Annotated in this window: 21 protein-coding genes and 1 riboswitch; of the genes, 12 read left to right on the top strand and 9 right to left on the bottom strand. The window is 61.7% G+C overall.

Annotated features, from left to right (window positions below; genetic code table 11):
* The first annotated feature begins 100 nt into the window (after positions 1–100).
* On the top strand, positions 101–1837 hold the full coding sequence (locus OQ287_RS03020; protein ID WP_265895541.1) for an HD domain-containing phosphohydrolase: 1737 nt from the start codon (positions 101–103) through the stop codon (positions 1835–1837).
* On the opposite strand, the gene OQ287_RS03015 is transcribed toward OQ287_RS03020, so the two are convergent.
* On the bottom strand, positions 1831–2388 hold the full coding sequence (locus OQ287_RS03015) for an HD domain-containing protein (protein WP_265895540.1): 558 nt from the start codon (positions 2386–2388) through the stop codon (positions 1831–1833). The two genes, OQ287_RS03020 and OQ287_RS03015, sit on opposite strands and share 7 nt — an antisense overlap.
* On the bottom strand, positions 2385–2789 hold the full coding sequence (locus tag OQ287_RS03010; protein ID WP_265895539.1) for a GFA family protein: 405 nt from the start codon (positions 2787–2789) through the stop codon (positions 2385–2387). Before OQ287_RS03010 ends, OQ287_RS03015 begins: the two co-directional genes overlap by 4 nt.
* Before the next feature lie 173 nt (positions 2790–2962).
* Here OQ287_RS03010 and OQ287_RS03005 point away from each other — a divergent pair, with 173 nt between their 5' ends.
* Positions 2963–3775 (top strand): HAD-IIA family hydrolase, encoded by an 813-nt coding sequence (locus tag OQ287_RS03005; RefSeq protein ID WP_265895538.1) that lies wholly within the window; start codon positions 2963–2965, stop codon positions 3773–3775.
* Here the strand turns inward: OQ287_RS03005 and bluB are convergent, their stop codons facing one another.
* Genes bluB through cobT form a run of 7 tightly spaced genes read right to left on the bottom strand, consistent with a single transcriptional unit; the run spans position 3776 to position 9440 of the window.
* Positions 3776–4432: a 5,6-dimethylbenzimidazole synthase gene (gene bluB / locus OQ287_RS03000; protein ID WP_265895537.1), complete on the bottom strand. Its 657-nt coding sequence runs from the start codon at positions 4430–4432 to the stop codon at positions 3776–3778.
* Entirely contained in the window at positions 4419–5501 is a 1083-nt protein-coding gene (locus OQ287_RS02995; RefSeq protein ID WP_265895536.1) for a threonine-phosphate decarboxylase, read from the bottom strand. The genes bluB and OQ287_RS02995 overlap by 14 nt, the downstream gene beginning before the upstream one ends.
* Positions 5498–6424 carry an adenosylcobinamide-phosphate synthase CbiB gene (gene cbiB / locus OQ287_RS02990; protein ID WP_250936529.1) on the bottom strand — a complete coding sequence of 309 codons (927 nt, stop codon included), beginning with the start codon at positions 6422–6424 and terminating at the stop codon, positions 5498–5500. Before cbiB ends, OQ287_RS02995 begins: the two co-directional genes overlap by 4 nt.
* Positions 6425–6452: 28 nt before the next feature.
* Positions 6453–7106: a histidine phosphatase family protein gene (locus OQ287_RS02985; protein ID WP_265895535.1), complete on the bottom strand. Its 654-nt coding sequence runs from the start codon at positions 7104–7106 to the stop codon at positions 6453–6455.
* Entirely contained in the window at positions 7103–7648 is a 546-nt protein-coding gene (cobU, locus tag OQ287_RS02980; RefSeq protein WP_265895534.1) for a bifunctional adenosylcobinamide kinase/adenosylcobinamide-phosphate guanylyltransferase, read from the bottom strand. Before cobU ends, OQ287_RS02985 begins: the two co-directional genes overlap by 4 nt.
* Positions 7636–8415, bottom strand: coding sequence for an adenosylcobinamide-GDP ribazoletransferase (locus tag OQ287_RS02975; RefSeq protein ID WP_265895533.1), 780 nt, complete (start codon positions 8413–8415; stop codon positions 7636–7638). Before OQ287_RS02975 ends, cobU begins: the two co-directional genes overlap by 13 nt.
* The gene (gene cobT, locus OQ287_RS02970) at positions 8412–9440 is read right to left on the bottom strand and encodes a nicotinate-nucleotide--dimethylbenzimidazole phosphoribosyltransferase (protein ID WP_265895532.1); all 1029 of its coding nucleotides are present in this window, start codon (positions 9438–9440) and stop codon (positions 8412–8414) included. Before cobT ends, OQ287_RS02975 begins: the two co-directional genes overlap by 4 nt.
* A 105-nt stretch (positions 9441–9545) precedes the next feature.
* Positions 9546–9731, top strand: a riboswitch (cobalamin riboswitch).
* A gap of 118 nt (positions 9732–9849) precedes the next feature.
* On the opposite strand from cobT, the gene OQ287_RS02965 reads away from it, so the two are divergent.
* The 10 genes from OQ287_RS02965 to OQ287_RS02920 are packed head-to-tail and all read left to right on the top strand — an operon-like array spanning position 9850 to position 19887.
* The gene (locus OQ287_RS02965) at positions 9850–11652 is read left to right on the top strand and encodes an ATP-binding protein (RefSeq protein ID WP_265895531.1); all 1803 of its coding nucleotides are present in this window, start codon (positions 9850–9852) and stop codon (positions 11650–11652) included.
* The gene (gene cobO, locus OQ287_RS02960; protein WP_265895530.1) at positions 11649–12257 is read left to right on the top strand and encodes a cob(I)yrinic acid a,c-diamide adenosyltransferase; all 609 of its coding nucleotides are present in this window, start codon (positions 11649–11651) and stop codon (positions 12255–12257) included. Before OQ287_RS02965 ends, cobO begins: the two co-directional genes overlap by 4 nt.
* On the top strand, positions 12257–13600 hold the full coding sequence (locus tag OQ287_RS02955) for a cobyrinate a,c-diamide synthase (protein WP_265895529.1): 1344 nt from the start codon (positions 12257–12259) through the stop codon (positions 13598–13600). Before cobO ends, OQ287_RS02955 begins: the two co-directional genes overlap by 1 nt.
* 2 nt (positions 13601–13602) lie before the next feature.
* The gene (locus OQ287_RS02950) at positions 13603–14715 is read left to right on the top strand and encodes a cobalt-precorrin-5B (C(1))-methyltransferase (RefSeq protein ID WP_265895528.1); all 1113 of its coding nucleotides are present in this window, start codon (positions 13603–13605) and stop codon (positions 14713–14715) included.
* Complete coding sequence (locus tag OQ287_RS02945) at positions 14712–15479, top strand: precorrin-6A/cobalt-precorrin-6A reductase (protein WP_265895527.1); 768 nt, start codon at positions 14712–14714, stop codon at positions 15477–15479. The genes OQ287_RS02950 and OQ287_RS02945 overlap by 4 nt, the downstream gene beginning before the upstream one ends.
* Complete coding sequence (locus tag OQ287_RS02940) at positions 15476–16477, top strand: sirohydrochlorin chelatase (RefSeq protein ID WP_265895526.1); 1002 nt, start codon at positions 15476–15478, stop codon at positions 16475–16477. Before OQ287_RS02945 ends, OQ287_RS02940 begins: the two co-directional genes overlap by 4 nt.
* A complete protein-coding gene (locus tag OQ287_RS02935) occupies positions 16474–17136 on the top strand; it encodes a precorrin-8X methylmutase (protein WP_265895525.1) in 663 nt (220 codons plus the stop codon). Before OQ287_RS02940 ends, OQ287_RS02935 begins: the two co-directional genes overlap by 4 nt.
* Positions 17136–18407, top strand: coding sequence for a precorrin-6y C5,15-methyltransferase (decarboxylating) subunit CbiE (gene cbiE / locus OQ287_RS02930; RefSeq protein ID WP_265895524.1), 1272 nt, complete (start codon positions 17136–17138; stop codon positions 18405–18407). The genes OQ287_RS02935 and cbiE overlap by 1 nt, the downstream gene beginning before the upstream one ends.
* Positions 18404–19120: a precorrin-2 C(20)-methyltransferase gene (cobI, locus tag OQ287_RS02925; protein ID WP_250936516.1), complete on the top strand. Its 717-nt coding sequence runs from the start codon at positions 18404–18406 to the stop codon at positions 19118–19120. Before cbiE ends, cobI begins: the two co-directional genes overlap by 4 nt.
* Positions 19117–19887 carry a cobalamin biosynthesis protein gene (locus tag OQ287_RS02920; protein WP_265895523.1) on the top strand — a complete coding sequence of 257 codons (771 nt, stop codon included), beginning with the start codon at positions 19117–19119 and terminating at the stop codon, positions 19885–19887. Before cobI ends, OQ287_RS02920 begins: the two co-directional genes overlap by 4 nt.
* The last annotated feature ends 4 nt before the right edge of the window (positions 19888–19891 follow it).

The raw sequence follows: 19891 nt of genomic DNA, 5'->3' as shown, positions 1-19891 counted from the left end.
CCGTACGGGTACCATCACGCAAGGTGGAAATAAAGGCTGATCCTTGCAGGCCGATATTCGTGGAAGCGTCCACTTGTTTCCAGCACGGGATTTCCTTGTCATGGCAGATTCACCCCCACCGTCCTCCGCCGGGAAGGTCAATGGGCAGATAGAAATACGCGATGTACGCCACATCACTGAAGTACTGGAGCGTCTGGAATATCAGCCGCACAGCCTGTCCCTGAAATTCAACGAAGTCTCGGATATATCCTATCCCACGCACATCGAGCGCATGGATGCCGGCGAAAATCTCCTTTACCTGAGCCTTTGTGACGCTCCCGGTCTTGAAGACGCTTCACTGGCATCATGCCTGCTGACACTGGTAGCGGAAACCGACAGCACACTGGTCTCCTTTGGTGAACTGCGCGTCCAGAGGACAACCCACCTAGCCCAGGGGCTGACGCTTGAAGTGTCCCTTCCGACGGTTCTTCATACCGGCTCCAAGCGCAAGGATGCCCGTATCAGTCTCACCAGCGCCATGAAGGTTCAGGCCAGAATCGTATGCTTTACAGACCAGGAGCCACTGATTGCCACACTTGGCAATATTTCGCATGGAGGCTGCATGCTGGACATGCCGCTTTCACGGTGTGGCTCGCTGAAAGGCAACATGGATCTTCCGTCGGTATCCCTGCATTTCCCGAATGGCGAACAGTTCAAGACTCAGGCCAGCATTCGCTATATCAAACCGGCAGCGCGCTCACATCACGCCTCGATTGGCCTGGCGTTTACCGGTCTCGACCAGCAGGGCATCCAACAGCTTTCCCATGTCATCAACGAAACCGACCGCGAAGTGGCATGGCGAAAGGGAGAAGGCATGCAGCTTGCCGGCCCCTCGACCCTTTACGCCGAAGACCGGACCCGGAGGCGCCGACATCAGTCCAGAGCCATCAGCGTCAGTGCCCCCATGGTCGAGGACCTGAAGGGCATCGTTCGTACACAGCACCTTTTTCTGCTGGCTCTTCAGCAGCAGGCCCCATTGCCGAACAAACAACTGGCGGAAAGCGCCGATACGTTGATGCAGCTGTTACAGCACAATCGACAGCAGCTTTTCTATGCCCTGGGCTGCCTGAGCGACGAACCGGCCTGGGTTCAGCATTCCCTGGCCGTAGCCTGCAGGTTATGCGACCTGATGCTGGTAGAACCCGAGCATGCACCCCGGGCGCGCGAGGCCACCATCGCAGCGCTGGTACATGACATGGGCAAGGCAATGCTGGTCAGTGCCGAACTGCCCTCGCTTGAAGGCACCCTTGAATCCGGCCAGCTCGAGCGACTGCGCCAACACGTACCGGTGCTGATCGAGGCACTTGAACATGGTGGCCTTGTTACCAGCGAGATGCAGGCCGAGATCATCAGCGGGATCAATGAGCGCCTGGACGGCACAGGCTACCCCCAGGGGCTGGACCGACATGGCATGACACCAATGTCCCGCATGGCCTCGGTCATAGATACCATCGACGCCATGACCCGCCCCCGCGGCGATCGGCGCGCCAGTACCGCCATGGAAGCCTATCAGCTGCTTTATCGACAACCCGAGCGCTTCGATCGACATTGGGTTGTACGTTATATTCAGCGCCACGGGTTTTATCCCATTGCCAGTCTGATACGTTTTTCACAAGGCTACCTCGCCTGGGTCATCCATCTTGATGAATCCGGCCAGCCCTCACGTATCCGTGTAGTCAAAAACACGAGCCAGGATGGTGCAGTCCTCAATGAGGTACTCAATCGAGTGGACTTTGCCCAGTTGGGCAGGCTGGAAGGACTCGTCTGCCCGGATGCCTACGGCCTTGCCCCCTATTGAGAGGCCGTGCCTGCCTGTCGCGGCGTCAGCGAGAGCTGCTGCTCGCCCGCCTGGAGACTGTCCAGCGCCTTTTGATACAACACGGGATGACCGGATGTCATGCCCGCCAGCACATGCCGCTTCTCCCGCAGGTACACACGCGCAAACCCCGGATCATGGCGCACGATGGAGGCGGTATTGTGAATCAGGTCCGCGTACTTGATGGTTTGCGCCTCTGCCGGTGCGCCGGAAAGCCGTTTGGCTTCCCGGGCCTTTCGCACGGCCCTGTTACCATCTTCCGGCGTCTGCAGGTCGCTGAGCCACTCCACCAGCGCGGCAACCTCCGTACCGAACTCCTGACGCAGCAGTGCCAGCGTAATCGCCGTATCCTCCACCACGTCATGCAGCCAGGCCGCCGCAATCATGACATCGCTGCCGCCATGCTCGGCCACCATGGCTGCGACGGCGGCCGGATGCTCGATATAGGACACACCGGTATATTTGCGGCGCTGATCGATGGCGGCATGCGCCGCAGTGGCAAAGCAGCGCGCGCGCAATAGCAGCTCACTCATGCCGGGGGGCGCTCATTGAACTGTGGCAGGTCATCTTCGATCCTGTCCCATTCCGCCATGGTCCCCACGAAGATATGGGCCTGAGGTCTTGTCTCAATCGGCGTATCCAGTGATCCAATGCGCAGGCGAACGTGTTCCGGGTCTGCCGTAGGGCGCTCGCTGTAAAGGGGCGAGCCGCACCGGGAACAGAATACCCGGAACACACCCGGTGAGGATTCAAACCGCGTGACAAGTGCCTCACCCGCCTGCCAGGTCATATCGATACGTCTGACCAGCCCGTTGACCGCAAAGGCCGTGCCGGACGCCTTTCTGCATTTCTGGCAGTGGCACATCATCAGCGAGGCAGGTGACTGCGCCAGCGTGTAGCGAATTTCACCGCAAAGACAACTTCCTTCCCACATGCTCTCACTCCTGTTATCGAATCCTTCGGGTCGCCGAGGTCTGCCTGCAGGCATGTAGTCAGCAGGCACCGGCTGTGACATGCTCAACATAACCATGATTCATCCAGAGGTGACAAGACAGGCTGGTCTATACTGGCCAGACTATCTCACCCGATAACAGGGAGTACGACGCAGTGGACACATCCAGCATCGACTATTGGCTGACGGACATGGACGGGGTTCTGGTTCACGAAAACAAGGCCATTCCGGGCGCCGCCGAACTGATCGAGCAGTGGCATCGCCAGAAAAAGCCCTTTCTGGTCCTGACCAACAATTCCATTTTCACCCCCAGAGACCTGAGTGCTCGCCTGGCCCGAAGTGGCATCAATGTACCGGAAGAACAGCTCTGGACCTCGGCGCTGGCCACCGCAGCCTTTTTGAAGGATCAGGCGCCCGGCGGCTCCGCCTTCGTGATCGGCGAGGCAGGCATCACCACCGCCATGCATGAAGCCGGCTTTGTGATGACCGATGTGGACCCGGATTTTGTCGTATTGGGCGAAACCCGTACCTATTCCTTTGAGGCCCTGACAAAGGCCATCCGCCTGATCAATGCCGGCGCCCGCTTCATTGCCACCAACCCGGATGTCACCAGCCCTAGCGCCGAAGGGCCGTTGCCGGCCACCGGCGCCGTGGCCGCCATGATTACCAGCGCGACCAAGCGCGAGCCTTACGTGATCGGCAAGCCCAACCCCATGATGTTCCGCTCGGCCATGAACAAGCTTGGTGCCCATTCCAAGCGCACGGCCATGATCGGTGACCGAATGGATACCGACGTGGTAGCAGGCATCGAAGCCGGCTTGCATACCGTGCTGGTCATGACCGGTATTGCCGATGACGCCGAAATTGCCCGTTATCCGTTCCAGCCGAAATGGGTACTCCAGTCAGTCGCGGACCTGCTCGACAAGGACACGAGCAAGGGCGACAGCAAGACCAAAAAGGACAGCTGATCATTGGCTGGCTGAAGGCCAGCGATTATCCGCGACAAGCGTCGACAGGACACGGCGCTTGTCCCAGCCCAGGCTATCCAGCATGGGCCTGTCGTAGAAGGCCTCTACCTGCCCCATGCATAAAATGGCCATGACGCGGCTGCCCTGCGGGGCGCCAATCAGTGCGCCTGCCCGTACCGGGTCAAACAGCGATACCCACCCCAGCCCTACTCCTTCGGCCCGCCCGGCCAGCCACATGTTCTGAATGGCACAGCTCGCGGATGCCAGATCCATGTCCGGCATGGTACGACGCCCAAAGATATGATGTTCACGCTGATCCGCCAGCGCCATGACCCACAGCTCGGGACACTCCCGAATTCCCTCGACCTTGAGCGCCATGAAGTCCTCACCACGCTCTCCCAGTGCTGCCGCCGTACACATGCGCTCTTCATCCACCAGACACGCCAACTGATCCCTGAGCACGTCGGATGTCACCCGCACAAACCGCCATGGCTGCATATAGCCCACGCTTGGCGCGTGATGAGCAGCCTCAAGCAGCCGTAGCATGACCTTCTCCGGTACCGGATCAGGCAGAAAATGGCGCATGTCACGACGCTCGAAAATGGCTCGATAGACAGCCGCCTGCTCCTCGGCACTGAACGCATTATTTCTGCTCATGACATGCCTCTTGGTCAGCAACACTGTCAGGATCATGCTTCAGTGTCGCCAGTGCGGCATGAAAATGATCCTGTTGAAGACCGCAGGCAGGATCGATCAACCCGGCCCGAAGCAACGCCGTATGCTCATCGACCGGCCAGCAACGCACCCAGATGCGCTGTGCCGCCAGTGCAGATTGCCACCCCCATGCACGTGCTGTTGCAAGGCGAGCCGTGGTAAAGAGCACACTGCTGCGAATATCGACGGCCTCGTGCTGCCACAACCTCTGCCAGGCACCACTCTGGGCACGACTCCACTCCCCCAGCTGGAGTCTCATTCTGCGCTGCCATGATGTATCCGACAGCGCTTCCAGACCGGTAACAAGGGCTGCTGTCGTCAATGCCCAGGGGCCACGACAAGCACGCAATGCCTCACATAACGCCGTATCACCGGTCACAAATCCCAGCCTCACCCCGGCCAGGCCGAAAAACTTTCCGAACGAGCGCAGCACCAGTACACCAGGCGCCTGAAGAGCGGCTGGTACTGCGCCGCGATGAACATCCATGAAGGCCTCATCAATCACCAGAAGCCGCCCGGCAGCCTGACAGGCCGGCACCAGACGTTCTATATCCTCATCGGCAATACATCCGCCCCCGGGATTATTGGGGTTGACGAGTACAATGGCCGATGCGCGCCACCGCTCGGCCATGGCCATCAGCTCATCCACGGTTGCTTCAGCAGCACAGGTCACCACCTCGTGCCCCGCTGCCTGCCAGCGAAAGCCATGCTCTGCGTAGCCGGGAAAGTGAACCATCACGCGCCCGGGCGGCACGAGTCGGGGCAGCTCCGTGATGGCCCATTGTGAGCCGGGCACCGCCACGACATCTGACACGTCGTAATACGAACGGGCCACGGCCTCAAGTGCCTCCGGTGTCTCCGGCAGACGATGCAGCATGGCCGCCGTCAACGGCGTGCACGGGTAAGGTCGGGGGTTGATCCCCGTAGACAGATCCAGCCAGTCCGACGGGGCACCGCCGAATCGACGGATGGCTGCCTCGAGGTTGCCACCATGAGTCGGTGCGGGCGTCACAGGCCGACTCCGACGGCGCCCAGCGCAGCTACCACCAGCATCCAGACAATCACGGTACGGTTGACCAGCCTGCAGGCCGCTTCAATGGTGCCGGCAGAGGGCGCATCCCCTACCCCGAGCACCGGCCGTGACTGCACCCGGCCGTGGTAAGGCATGTCACCGCCCAGAACGACATTCAATGCCCCCGCACCCGCTGCCATGACCGGACCGGCGTTCGGGCTCTTCCAGCCTCGTCCCTGCTGCAGGGCACAGGCCATGGATTGACGAAAGCGCCACCAGGACCGGGTTGCCACCCCATAACTCACGACCACCAGTCGCGCCGGTATAAAGTTCAGCACGTCATCAAGCCGTGCAGCAGCCCAGCCGAATGCCACGTAACGACGTGTCCGGTACCCCCACATGGCGTCCAGCGTATTGACCAGCCGGTAAACCAGAACGCCTGGCACACCTGCCACCATGAACCAGAACACCACCGCGAAAATGGCATCGCTGCCGTTTTCCAGCACGGATTCCGTGGTCGCGGCAGACACTTCCGAGGGCGTCAGTGAGTCGGTATCCCGGCTGACAATCAGCGCCAGACGCTGACGTGCCAGGTCGTGCTCGCCACGGCGCAACGGGCCTGCCACCCGACGTGCATGCTGCTTGAGGCTGCGCCAACCCACCGCAACATACACAACAGCCACCGCTATCACGCCATACAGTGTGGGGGACGAGTCACGCAGGGTCTCTACCCAGATACCCAGCAGCATCAATGGCAGCATCAGTACAAGCACGGCCAGTACGCCGGCCCACCGTGTGGGCCGATATAACCGCCGCTCCACGGCCAGGATGGCATTACCCAGCCCTACCAGCGGATGCCAGCGGCGGAGTTCGCCCAGGGTATGGTCGAGCAGAAAGGCAAAGAAAAGAATCAGAAAGGACATGGTGATCTACTCGAAGATAACGGTATATTTAAGCAACTATATCAGTCGGCAGGGGCATCGCTCCCTGAACGATTCCCAGATGAAGCAGCCGAACCAGCGGATCAGTTCGACCCTCAAGCCAGTCCAGCCGAAGCCTTACCAGTCCGGCGTAGGGTATATCCAGCGCGTGCACATAGCATCCATCGGTATGACCAAGCTGTAAAAGCGTTGCCATCAGTGCCTTGATCACCCCCGCATGAGTGATAATCACACGATGGGAGCAGTCCCTATCGCTCGATAGACACGCCTGCCAGCCAGCCATGACCCTGGCTTCGAATGCCGCCAGCCCCTCAGCCCCTGGAGGGGGCGCCGCGGCTGGCCGCGCCCAGAATGCAGCCAGCGCTTCCGGGGCGCGGGCATGAAGGTCCGGCAGCGGCACGCCATCCCAGTCACCAAAATTCATTTCCGCCAGTGCGGCCACGTGATCAAGTGGCATATCCCAGTACTCGGCCCAGCGCTGTGCCGGCACATGGCAACGCATCAGCGGAGAGCTGAAAAGCGCCTGCGGCCGCGGCAGAACCCCCAGGGTACTGTCCATCTGTGCCTGACCTGCGGCACTGAGCGACACATCCGTGTGGCCACGCAGACAGGCAGGGCCCTCACAGGCGCCATGGCGCACCAGATCGACAATGGCAGCGTTCATGAACAGGATGGCTCCTCATTTACCGGCCCCTTGAGGCACTGTGGCAGCCCGGCGACCACCCACCAGACCGAAGTTGCACACTGCGCCACTCGCTGGTGAGCTTCACCACTGATATCAACAAAACGCCGGCTTAGAGCATTCATTGGCACGACCCCCTGACCGACTTCATTACTGACAAGTACAACCTGGCCGCGGGCACGGCGCAGCACCTGATCAAGCCGGTCAAGCGCATCAGACATGTCGGCCTCGGCCAGCAGTTCATTGGTCAGCCACAGGGTCAGGCAGTCCACCAGGACCAGTCGCTGTGGCGCCATCAGGGTATCCAGTGCCTCGGGCAGGTCTCGTGGTTGTTCATGCAGGGCCCAGGACGCCGGACGCCGATCGCGATGCAGTGCAATACGCGCCGCCATCGCGCTGTCCTGCCCTACCGTGGCAGTCGCCAGGTACACCACTTCCTTGCCCGCCTCTGCCGCCTTCGTGGCACGCTGCTCGGCAAATCGGCTTTTACCACTTCGAGCGCCGCCCAGAATCAGTTCAACCATAATGCTGCCACCACCAGATAAATAACCAGTTCAGCAGCCTGTTGCGCCGCTCCCAGCGTGTCGCCGGTATAGCCCCCAAGCTGACGACAATAAAGGCTTCGCAGCCCCCACCACAGCACGGCCAGCGCCACCCCGACGATCAGCGCTGCATTAAATCCCAGCCCGAGGCACAGTAAAAGCCCCCCTGTACCCAGCGCCACCCATAGTGATCGTCGGTCCAGTTCCTGCGTCACGGCACGTACCTTGCTATCCTCCAGGCGAACATAATTCAGCGCCGGCATCAGCGATACCGCCAGCGCACGGCTGGCGCCCTGCCCGGCCACCAGAATGCCTGGCAGGGCCAGTGGCGAAAACATGGCCAGCAGGGTCAACAGAACGCCTCGAAGCATCAGGCTAAGCACCAGCGCCAGCACGCCGTAACTGCCCACTCGGCTATCTTTCATGATGCGAAGTCTGGCGGTCACATCCATGCCGCCACCCAGACCGTCTACCGTATCGGCCAGTCCATCTTCATGCAGCCCACCGGTAACCAGTATCAGTACGCCCAGCCCCAGCAGTACGGCTACTGCCGCAGGCCACAAGGCCTGCCCCGCCAGCATGATACTTCCAGCCAGAAGTCCCAGTCCGGCGCCGATCAGCGGAAAATAACGGGGGCAACTGGCCAGCTCGTTACCACGCGGCGTTGCCTGTGTCATGGCAGGCAGCCGCGTCAGAAAGCTTAGCGCCCAGCCCAGCCGGCGCCACTCGGTAGGCGCCTTTTCACTCACACCGTCACCCCGGCCTGCTCAAAGGTGGCCATGTCGTTATAAAAGGCCAGGGCGGCATGCAGCAGTGGCAGAGCCAGGGCAGCCCCGCTGCCTTCGCCAATCCGAAGACCCAGCGATAGCAATGGCTCGGCTTCCAGCCAGTCCAGCGCCAGTTGGTGACCGCGTTCATCAGAGCAGTGGGAGAAGATCAGCCAGGCCCGTGCCTGAGGTACCATGGCGCACGCCACCGCCGCGGCAACCGTGACAATGAAGCCATCAATCAGTACCAGCATGCCGGCTTCGGCAGCGGCCAGAATGGCGCCAACCAGCCCGACGATCTCGAAGCCACCCAGTGTTGCCAGTAACGTCTCCGGCTGATCCAGCGCCGTCTGGTGTCTTTGCAGCGCCTGACGAATGACAGCCTTCTTGCGCAACAGTGTCGGCGCATCAATGCCGGTCCCACGGCCCGTGCAATCACTGACCGGAGCACCAGTCAGGGCAGCCAGCAGTGCACTACTGGCCGTCGTATTGGCAATCCCCATTTCCCCCAGGGCAATGACATTGGTCCCCTCGGCCTTCAGTGTCCCGATCAGACGGCGACTATTGGCCAGCCCCTCCTGCATGGCCGCCTCACTCATGGCTGGCGCGAGGTGAATGGCCGCCGTGCCCGCTCCCAGCCGATGATTGATGATCCGCTCATCCTCGACCGGGACCCGAATACCGCAGTCCACTACCGTGACCGGCAGCCCGGCCTGGCGGGCAAACACGTTGACACTGGCGCCCCCGGCCAGAAAGTTCGACACCATCTGGGTAGTGACAATTGAAGGTGCTATAGAGACTCCCTCATCGGACACACCGTGATCACCGGCAAAGACAAGCAGGCGGGGCCTTTCGACACGAGGCTGCTCCGGCCCCAGCGCCCTGGCCGCCTGCAGGGCCAGACGCTCCAGCATGCCAAGGGCGCCCGGCGGTTTGGTCTTGCTATCGATACGAGCCTGAATGAGCGCATCGTGCGCATCAGAGGGCAGCGAAATGGTAAAGGACATGGGTGGGGGTCTCGACGGCGGAAGAAAAGCGCTTGAAACATACCAACCCCCCCGGGTGCTTACAACCATGGTCACCGCGTTGACTCCCCTCACCGGCCTGCATAGGATGGTGCCCTGCACTCGGGTGCCCGGCGTACGCGACGGGATAATCGGGAAAGTGATGCAAATTCACTGCTGTCCCCGCAACGGTAAGCAGGCAAGGCGCGACAGGTCACTGCCATCAAGCGGGAAGGCCATCGCATGAAACATGCCCCTGCAAGCCCGGAGACCGGCCTGAGCGCACTCCATTCGACACTACCTTTAACGCGTACGGGCGATGCGCGGGAACCGATCATGATATCAGGCCATTTCACCATGGCAGGGCAACAGCTCTGCAGCGCGGTGCGTTCGACTCGGCGGAGGTACCGTCATGAGTAAACCTCTCGCCTTCCCCTTCACCGCTGTCATCGGTCAGCCGCGCCTGAAGCTGGCCCTCACACTGGCCCTGCTGGACCCTCGCCTGGGTGGCGTACTGGTCAGCGGACCACGAGGCAGCGCCAAGTCAACCCTCGCCCGAGGCATGACACCGTTTCTGCCACACCAGGATGGTGCCTTTGTCACGTTGCCCCTGGGCGCCAGTGAAGATCGGTTGATCGGCAGTATTGACGTTGATCATGCCCTGTCCGGTCAGGGCGTCCGATTTCAGCCCGGGTTACTGGCGCAGGCCCACCAGGGCATTCTGTACATGGACGAAGTCAACCTGCTGCCTGACAGCCTGGTTGACCAGCTGCTGGACGTGGCGGCCTCCGGCATCAATGTCGTTGAACGCGAGGGCGTCAGCCACCAGCATCCGGCCCGTTTTCTGCTGGTCGGCACCATGAACCCGGATGAAGGAGAGCTGCGCCCGCAGCTGACCGACCGCTTCGGCCTGAGCGTAAGCCTTGATGAACAACCGACCGCAGCCGAACGCGTTGCCATTGTCCGGGCCCGCCGCGACTTTGATGAAGACCCGGCCGATTTCTGCGCAGGTTTCAGTGCCACGGAACAGGCACTTGCAGAACGGCTCGCTACGGCCCGCGCCATGCTGTCAGGGGTGACACTCGATTCCTCCCTGGAACTGCACATCGCTGAACAGTGCATGAGTGCCGGTGTTGAAGGAGTTCGCGCTGATATCGCCTGGCAGCGCGCCTGCTGCGCCCACGCCGCCTGGCAGGGTCGCGGTCATGTTACCCGGGAAGATGTGGATGCCACGGAATCACTGGTACTCGATCACCGTCGCACTACCCCGAAGCCGCCTTCCGGCACCTCATCACCGCCACCGGAGACCCCGGGCGACAAGGGCGACAAGGGCGACAAGGGCGACAAGGGCGACAAGGGCGACAAGGATACTGCCGGCGCGGCCCCTCCGGATACCAACGACCCAGGCAAGGATACCCAGGACTCAAACGCGCCTCCCGACGCAGAGGGTCAGGGCGGTGCCCTTCCCCCCACGAGGCAAGCCACCGGTCAGCGTCGTCGCTGGCAGCCTCGGGCGACCTCGGAAACATCGCCTGCCGACCAGCATTCACCGCAGGCTGAGCGTTCACGAACCGGGGGAAATGCCAGAGGCCAGAAACGCCAGGGGCTACACCATCAGGGCGCTATCCATTGGGCCCGCACGGCCCTGTCACGGCGCATGGATGCGTCACCTACCCTGCACCGCCATCCCAGACGTCAGGGGCAGAAGACACTGATGCTCATCCTGCTGGACTGCTCAGCGTCCCTGTTGGGCGCCACCCGCTTCGCTCAGACCAAGGGCCTGCTGGCTGATCTGTTTGACCAGGCCTATAAAAGGCGCCAGCACGTGGCAGTACTCGGGTTCGGCCAGAACCGGGTACACTGGGCCTGGCCTGCCGGCAGACCGCCCAAACACCCCACCGTCTGGCTTGACGGCCTCGATGCCGGCGGCGGCACACCACTGCTGCAGGCGCTGGACACCGCCAGACAGCGCATTACCCGCTGGCAGGCGAAGATGCCTCGCCCCATACACAGCGTGTTACTGACCGATGGTCGCGCCCCCGCGCTTCCTTCACAGCGTCCCTGGCCTGGCGAGATGACGCTGATTGATACCGAGCAGGGCCGGGTCAGACTCGGCCGCTGCCTCACCCTGGCCACCGAACTCGGTGCCCGTTACACCCGGCTGGATGCTTACACGCCCATGGCCGCCACTTCCCTGCAGGAGCCCCGGCAATGACGGATACCGACACCCAGGACGATGCCTACCGCCAGCGCATGGCGACCAAGAAGCGCATCGTCGATGAGCGCATTGCCAATGCCACCGAGCAGCGAGGCGTTCTTATTCTGATGAAGGGCAATGGCAAGGGCAAAAGCAGCTCGGCCTTCGGCACCATGGCCCGAAGCCTGGGACACGGCCATCGCGCAGCAGTAATCCAGTTCATCAAGGGCCGCAAGGCCACGGGCGAGTACCTGTTTTTCAAGGATCACCCGCAGGTGGAATTTCACGTCATGGGGCACGGCTTTACCTGGGAGACCCAGGATGCAGACAAGGACCGCCAGGCCGCCCTTGAGGCCTGGACACTGGCAGAACGCTACCTGCAGGATGAACGGGTCAATTTCCTGCTGTTTGATGAACTGTCCTACATGATCAAGTACGGCCATCTGGAGGCTGAACGGGTTGCCCGAGCGATCGCAGCGCGCCCTCGCCATCAGAACGTGATCGTGACCGGTCGCACCATGGCCCGAGAACTGCAGGACTGCGCCGATACCATCAGCATCATCAATGATGAACGCCACGCCTTTCGCCAGGGCGTCAAGGCACAACCGGGAATCGAATACTGATGAGTGAACGCCACGTGGACTGCCCGGCACTGTTTATTTCCTCGACCGCATCCGGTCAGGGCAAGACCACACTGACCGCGGCACTGGCGCGCCTTCATCGCCGCCAGGGTCGCCGTGTGGCCGTCTTCAAGACCGGCCCGGACTACCTCGACCCATTGATCCTGTCCCACGCTGCCGGCGGTCCGGTGGAGCCGCTGGATCTATGGATGGCCGGCCCCGAATTCTGCCGTCAACAACTCTTTGATGCCGCCAGACACCATGATCTGATTCTGATTGAAGGGGCCATGGGGCTGTTCGACGGTCAGCCCTCGAGCGCGGACCTGGCCGCCACCTTCAATATTCCGGTGGTCGCGGTGATCAACGCACGCGGGATGGCCCAGACCGTAGCCGCTGTCGCCTTTGGTCTCAAGCATCTGCCTCGCTCGGCAGACAACCGGCACCATCTGGCCGGTATCGTCACCAATGGCGTGGGCAGCCTTCGTCACCGGGAATTGATCGAGCACAGCCTGCCCTCGGATATCGCTCTGCTGGGCAACCTCCCCCGTGAGGAGGCGCTGGCACTGCCCTCCCGTCACCTTGGGCTGGTGCCGCCGGATGAGCAGGAGGCCCTTGATGCACGCTTTGACGCCGCCGCCGATCACCTTGCCGACAGCCCGCTGGCCGACCTGCCGGCCGCGTGCCGTTTTACGGATCAGCATATTCCCGCGCCGCCCCGCCTGCTGTCAGGGACCCATATCGCCGTTGGTCGAGACGCGGCCTTCAGCTTTATCTACGCAGCCAACCTGCGGCTGCTCGAGGCCATGGGCGCGAGGCTATCGTATTTTTCACCCCTGACCGAGGCCCTGCCTGAGGCAGATGCCTGCTGGCTGCCCGGCGGCTATCCCGAACTTCATGCCCACACACTGAGCAGCAATACCGCGCTGCATACCTCCCTGGCAGACCATCATCAGGCCGGACGTCCCATTCTGGCCGAATGCGGGGGCATGCTACTGCTGCAACAGACCCTCACTGATCTGGATGGACACTGCTACCCGATGTCGGGCCTGTTACCCGGCCACGGTGAAATGCGGACCAAACGCGGCTGCCAGGGTATGCAAGCCGCGCCCCTGCCGGAGGGCGAGATCAGGGGCCATGCTCATCATCACTCACGCAGCCATGACACCCTGCCGCCCATCGCTCACGGTCGGCGGGCCTTTCATACGGCGCCGGGTGAGGCCATCTACCGCCAGGGTCGGCTGACAGCGAGCTATCTACACCTGTTTTTCGCCTCCCATCCGGTGGCAATCGCGAAGCTGTTCGTAGCCACGACTAGTGCACCGATCGCTGCAATGGCTGACGCCTGATCATGTGGCCCGAGAGCGATGAATCCGCCCGCCCGCTGAGAAGCGGTCTAACGACAGGGAGCTGTGCGACAGCCTGCGCCCTGGCAGCGGCGCGTTTTTTGCTTACGGGCCAGCGCACCGAGCAGTGCGACATTGACCTTCCTTCACGGCGTGGCCAGCCGGGCAAGCGGGTCAGCCTGCCGATTACGGCGCTGAGCTGCCCCCGAGCGGGCCAGGCCCGGGCGGACACCATCAAGGATGCGGGCGATGACCCGGATGTAACGCATGGCGCTACTGTATTCGCAGTGATCACCTGCAGCCCCGGACCGGGCGTTTTTTTTCATGCCGAGCGGGGCGTCGGGATTGTTCAGCGTGACGGACTGCCCGTGCCGGTCGGTGAACCGGCCATCAACCCGGTTCCGCGCCGCATGCTGGAAGAGCACCTGACGGCACTGGCCAGCGAGCTGAATTATCGCGGTGGATTTCATGTCGGCATAGGTGTCGAACAGGGCGAAACCCTGGCCTTGAAAACCATGAACCCCCGCCTGGGCATTACTGGAGGCCTGTCGATTCTGGGCACTACCGGCATTGTTCGCCCCTTTTCCTGCGCTGCCTATATTGCCTCGATTCATCAGGCCATCGATGTGGCCCACGCCAATCACCTGAGCCATATCGCGGCAACGACCGGAAACATGAGCGAGCGCTATGCCCGCACGGCGCTTGGCCTGGACGATATGGCACTGATCGAGATGGGGGATTTTGCGGGTGCCGTACTCAAGCATCTGAAACGCGTTCCCATGGCTCGCCTTTCTCTGGTAGGGGGCATTGGCAAGATCAGCAAGCTGGCTGACGGCCATCTTGACCTGCACAGTCGCGCCTCATCGATCAACTTTGAATTCATGCGGGCCTGCGCCGAGGCTGCCGGGGCCAGCGAGGCCGTTCAGCAGGCCATTCTTGCCGCCAACACTACCGGGGAAGCCCTTGCTCGTGCCTCCGACATTCCTCTGGCGACGATGCTTTGCCACCGCGCCTGGCAACAGGCACACCGTCGGCTGCCGGCAGGCACCGTACTGGACGTGACCGCTGTCGACCGGCAGGGCCAGCCCCTGGCCCGCTGGCCATCGGAGGCTTCATGAAGGTACTGATACTTGGCGGTACCGGCCAGGCCCGTCGGCTGGCCGAGGCACTGAACAGACTCGGAGTTCCACTGCTTTACAGCATCGCCGGACGCCTGCCGGTGGATGACTTTCCCTTTCCGACCAGGGTCGGTGGGTTTTCAGGTCCTGAACACACCAGCCGTCAGGGGGTGGACGCCTTATTACGCAAGCATCACATCACCGATGTACTGGATGCCACACACCCCTTTGCCGCCCGCATTTCCGAAACGGCTGCCACCGCCGCACAGGCAGCCGGGTTACCCTGCTGGCAACTGATACGCCCGTACTGGCAACCGCATCCCGACGACCAATGGCACTATCTGCCCGATATCGAGGCACTTGGACAGGCACTCGACGCCTGGCAGCGTCCGTTGATCACTCTGGGAGCCAGCGGCCTGCCCCTGGTGAACAGGGCCCTGCCCAGCCAGCAGATGGTGATACGCAGCGCCCAGACACTGCACGTACCGCCGCCACATGAGCTGGTGATTGCCCGCGGCCCGTTCAACGTCAGCGATGAACTGGCCACGTTACGGCACCACGGCATCGATTGTGTCGTCACCAAGGACAGTGGTGGTCATGCCACCTCGGCCAAGCTGCACGCGGCCCGCGCCCTGAAACTGCCCGTACTTTTACTGCGCCGCCCGGCCCTGCCGGTGACATCGCGCCAATTCGATCAGCCGGCTGACCTGATCAGGGCGCTGTGCGCCCGGCCGGCTCGAGCGTGTAACGAGGAGAAATCATGACTGATAAACCCGCCATCCTGTTTGTAGGACACGGCTCCCGAGATGTGGACGCCGTGCAGGAATTTACCCGGCTGACCGAGCATTTCCGCGCCCGTTATCCTGACCGCCTGTGTGACTATGGCTTTCTGGAGTTTGCAAGCCCGGTGATTTATGACGGGGTCAAGAAACTGGTGGATCAGGGCGCCACCACCATTTCGGCCATTCCCGGCATGCTGATGGCCGCTGGCCACGCCAAGAATGACATTCCAAGCGAACTGAATGCCCTGCAGGCCGAGTTTGAAGGCGTAACGATCAATTACGGGGCAGAACTGGGCGTTAACGCCAATATGCTGCAGGCCGCACGTGACCGCATTGAAGACGCCGAAGCTGAATTCGGCGAAGACTACCGGCGCGAAGATACTCTGCTGATGGTGGTAGGCCGCGGCGCCTCCGACCCGGATGCCAATTCCAACATCAGCAAGATCACGCGGATGCTTGAAGAAGGCATGGGCTTTGGCTGGGCCACTACCGGCTACAGTGGCGTAACCACGCCCCTGCTGCCGGAAGCCTTCGACAAGGCCCATCGACTGGGGTACAAGCAGGTCATCGTGTTCCCCTATTTTCTGTTTACGGGACGGCTGATCAAGAAGATATACGCCTGGGCAGATGAGTATCAGGGCGCGCATCCGGACGTCAGGGTGGTCAAGGCCGGCTACCTCAATGATCATCCGCTGGTCATAGAAACCTTTGCAGACCGGCTGAATGACATCGAAAACGGCACACCCAACATGAACTGTCAGCTGTGTCAGTATCGGGTTCAGATCGTGGGCAATGAGCACAAGGTCGGAGCACCGCAGGAAGGCCACCATCACCACGTCCGCGGTGCGGGAACGGATGCCGATCACCATCACGACCATCATCATGGGCACGGGCATCATCATGCTCATCACAGCCACGGGCATCACCATGATCATGGCCATCCCCACCATCACGACACGATTGCAAGCGACAAGTCATGACTGTATCGGACTGGCCAGCATATGAGCATGACCCCCGGGCGATCGAAGCCGAAAGCTTTCGGCGCATCCGTGAGCTGACACCGCTTGACGGGTTGACCGAGGATGACGCTCAGGTCGCTCTGCGACTGGTACATACCTGCGGCCAGCCGGACATTGTTGATGTTCTTCGCATCAGCCCGGGCGCTACCGACGCCGGGCGGGCAGCCCTTTGCGCGCAGGCAGCCGTGCTGTGTGATGTGGAAATGGTTCGCTTTGGCCTGACCCAGCGTTTTCTCGAAGCGCGCGGTATTACCCCCTCCTGCTTTCTGCGTGACCCTGCCACCATCGAGCAGGCCCGCGCACGCCAGGAAACTCGCACCATGGCCGCACTGAGCGCCTGGCGTCCGCACATGGAGGGTGCCATCGTGCTGATCGGCAACGCTCCGACGGCGCTGTTCCGTTTGCTGGAAATGATTCGCGACGGCGCGCCGAAGCCGGCACTGATCATCGGGATGCCGGTAGGATTCGTGGGCGCCGCGGAATCAAAGGCGCTGCTATGGAATACCAGTCAGTCTCTCGGTGTTCCCTGCATGACTCTGCTGGGCCGCCAGGGCGGCAGTGCACTGACGGCTGCAGCCTTCAATACCCTGTTACGCCTTGATGTCGGAGAGCGCTACTGATGCAGCCGTTACAGGTAGTAAGCCTTGGCATTGAAAGCCCGGCCGTGCTTTCCCGTGCCGCGTACGAGGCGATAAAGCAGGCAGACCACATTGTCGGTAGCGCCCGTCAGTTCGACATGGTGACTCATCTGGACCTGCCGGCACGGCAGCACCTGCTGCCCCGTCCCCTTGATGATCTGGGCACCCTGCTAAGGAAACTGAAGGGTCAGGTAGCGCTACTGGCCTCTGGAGATGCTCTCTTTTATGGCATCGGTAATACGCTGAAGATGCGCTGGCCCGACATCACCTTCGTAAGCCACCCGAATATTTCGAGTGTTCAGGCTCTGGCACACCGGCTGCAGGAAAATCTGCACGAGCTGACCACCATCAGCCTGCACGGCCGCCCCCTGTCACGCCTTTACAACGCATTGGTACCAGGCAGGCAACTGGCCCTTCTTACTGACGGAAATACCCATCCCCTGGCCATTGCCGAATACGTGAGCGCACTGGGCTGGCAGAACGTTCGCTGCGCCGTGGGAGAACGACTGGGCTACCCCGAAGAGCGCGTCACGCAGTGGGACAGCCTGAACGCGTTGATCGCGACAGCTCCCGACTTTGATGCCCTCAACGTGGTCTGGCTTGCACTGCCGGACAGGGCGCCTGAGGCATGGGCCCGCACAGCCCTGACCGACACTCAGTATCAGACGGATCACGCCACGCCGGGCCAAGGCATGCTGACCAAGCAGGAAGTCCGCCAGCAGGTGCTGGCCATGCTTGACCCGAACCCAACCGAGACCGGCTGGGATATTGGCGCAGGGTGTGGTGGGGTGAGTATCGAATGGGCCAGGCGGCTGACCAAAGGATACGTTCATGCCATTGAACATCATCCCGAGCGGTTTGATGCCCTTGCGACCAACCAGGGTCGCTTCGGGCTTGACCGACAACTGGTACTGCACGATGCCACGGCTACAGCGTCGCTGCTGGCGACACTGCCTGACCCGACCGTGGTATTCATTGGTGGCAGTGACGGAGCCCTGGATGACCTGCTGGAACAGGTCTGGGAGCGGTTACCGGTCGGCGGACGACTGATCGCCAGTGGCGTCACGGAACCCAGCCAGGCCTGTCTGACGCGATTTGAAGGCCAACACGGCCTGGACGGTCACTGGTGTCGCATCGACATCAGCCGCGGCAGCCTGCTCGGCGGCCAGCGCCTGCTGCGCCCCCGCCTGCCGGTCACCCTGGTACGCTTCATCAAACCAGACCAGCCTACCGAGCAAGGACTCCCGACATGAGTGCGACCTTCTATGGCATTGGTGTAGGTCCAGGAGACCCGGAGCTCATGACCCTCAAGGCACACCGCGTGCTGCAGCGGGTCGATGTGGTGTGCTATATCACCAATGCCAAAGGCTATTCGCTGGCTGCAGATATTGCCCGTGACAGCCTGCCGGCCACCCGGCGCCAGCGTCATCTGACCGTACAGATCGATATGAGTCATGACCGCACCACCATCGACATCATCTATGAGCGCACCGCCGGCGAGATTCGTCGGGCGCTTGAAAACGGCCAGGATGTGGCCTTTCTATGCGAGGGTGATCCCCTTTTTTTCGGGTCATTTGCCTACCTGCTCGCCCGCCTCGCCGATGACTTTCCCTGTGAAACCATTCCAGGCATCAGCTCGCTGCACGCCGCCAGTGCCGCCACCGGCCTGCCGCTGACCATGCTGGGCGAACACCTGGCAATCATCAGCGCAAGAGACGATGACGACCGACTGCGTCAGGCACTGGATACCTTCGATACGCTGGTCATCATGAAGGGGGGGCGCAAGCGCCACACCATTACGGCAGCCATCGCCGCCGCCGGCCGCCTGAATGAAGGGTATTACCTTGAGCACCTGAGTACCCCGCGGCAGGCGCTTTACCCTGATCTTACCCGTCTGCCCGAGGGTCCAGGCCCCTATTTTTCGCTATTCGTTGTCAGCCGCCGACACAGGGGAGGCGCCCGATGACCACTCTGGTATCGTTGACCGAGGCAGGCCGTGGCCTGGCCGAGCGCATTTGCCGACACTGGCCAAACGCCGAACACTGGCACCGCCCTTCGCCGTTCGGCCATCAGATACAGACCCGTTTTATTGACAGCCGTGCCACACGGCGCCCCCTGGTGTTCATTTGCGCTACCGGCATCGTGATGCGCACACTGGCGCCAGTGCTGACCGACAAGTATCAGGATCCGCCGGTACTGGTGCTTGATGAAGCCGGCCGATTCGTGATTCCAATGCTTTCAGGCCACGAAGGTGGTGCCAATGCGCTGGGAGATGAACTGGCCACGTGTCTGGGAGCCACGCTAGTCGCGACCAGCGCTGCGCGCTACACCCGTCCCGTGTATACCCTTGGCATGGGTTGTGAGCGTCACTGCGACCAGGCCCACCTGGATGCACTAATAACCGACTGCCTGATGCAGTGTCACTTGCATCATCAGGATATCGCCGGCCTGGCCAGCATCGCGGTCAAGGCCGATGAAATCGGTTTGATCCAGTCAGCCGCGCACCATGGCTGGCCTTATCATACCTTCAGCGTGCCTGAACTGCGCGATGTCGAACACCTGCTGAGCCAGCGCTCCGACGTGGTCTTTCGTGAAGTTGGTGTCTATGGCGTCGCGGAAGCAGCGGCCCTTGTTGCAGCGACCCGACTGACCCACCGCCCGGCCGAGCTGGTGCTACCCAAACAGAAAACCCGCCGGGCGACCTGTGCCATCGCCCGCAGCTATTACGAGTAATGCC

It is taken from the genome of Larsenimonas rhizosphaerae, from assembly GCF_026240105.1.
GTDB lineage: Bacteria > Pseudomonadota > Gammaproteobacteria > Pseudomonadales > Halomonadaceae > Larsenimonas > Larsenimonas rhizosphaerae.
Note: the sequence above shows the minus strand (reverse complement) of the source record. Positions and strands in the feature narration are given on the sequence as shown.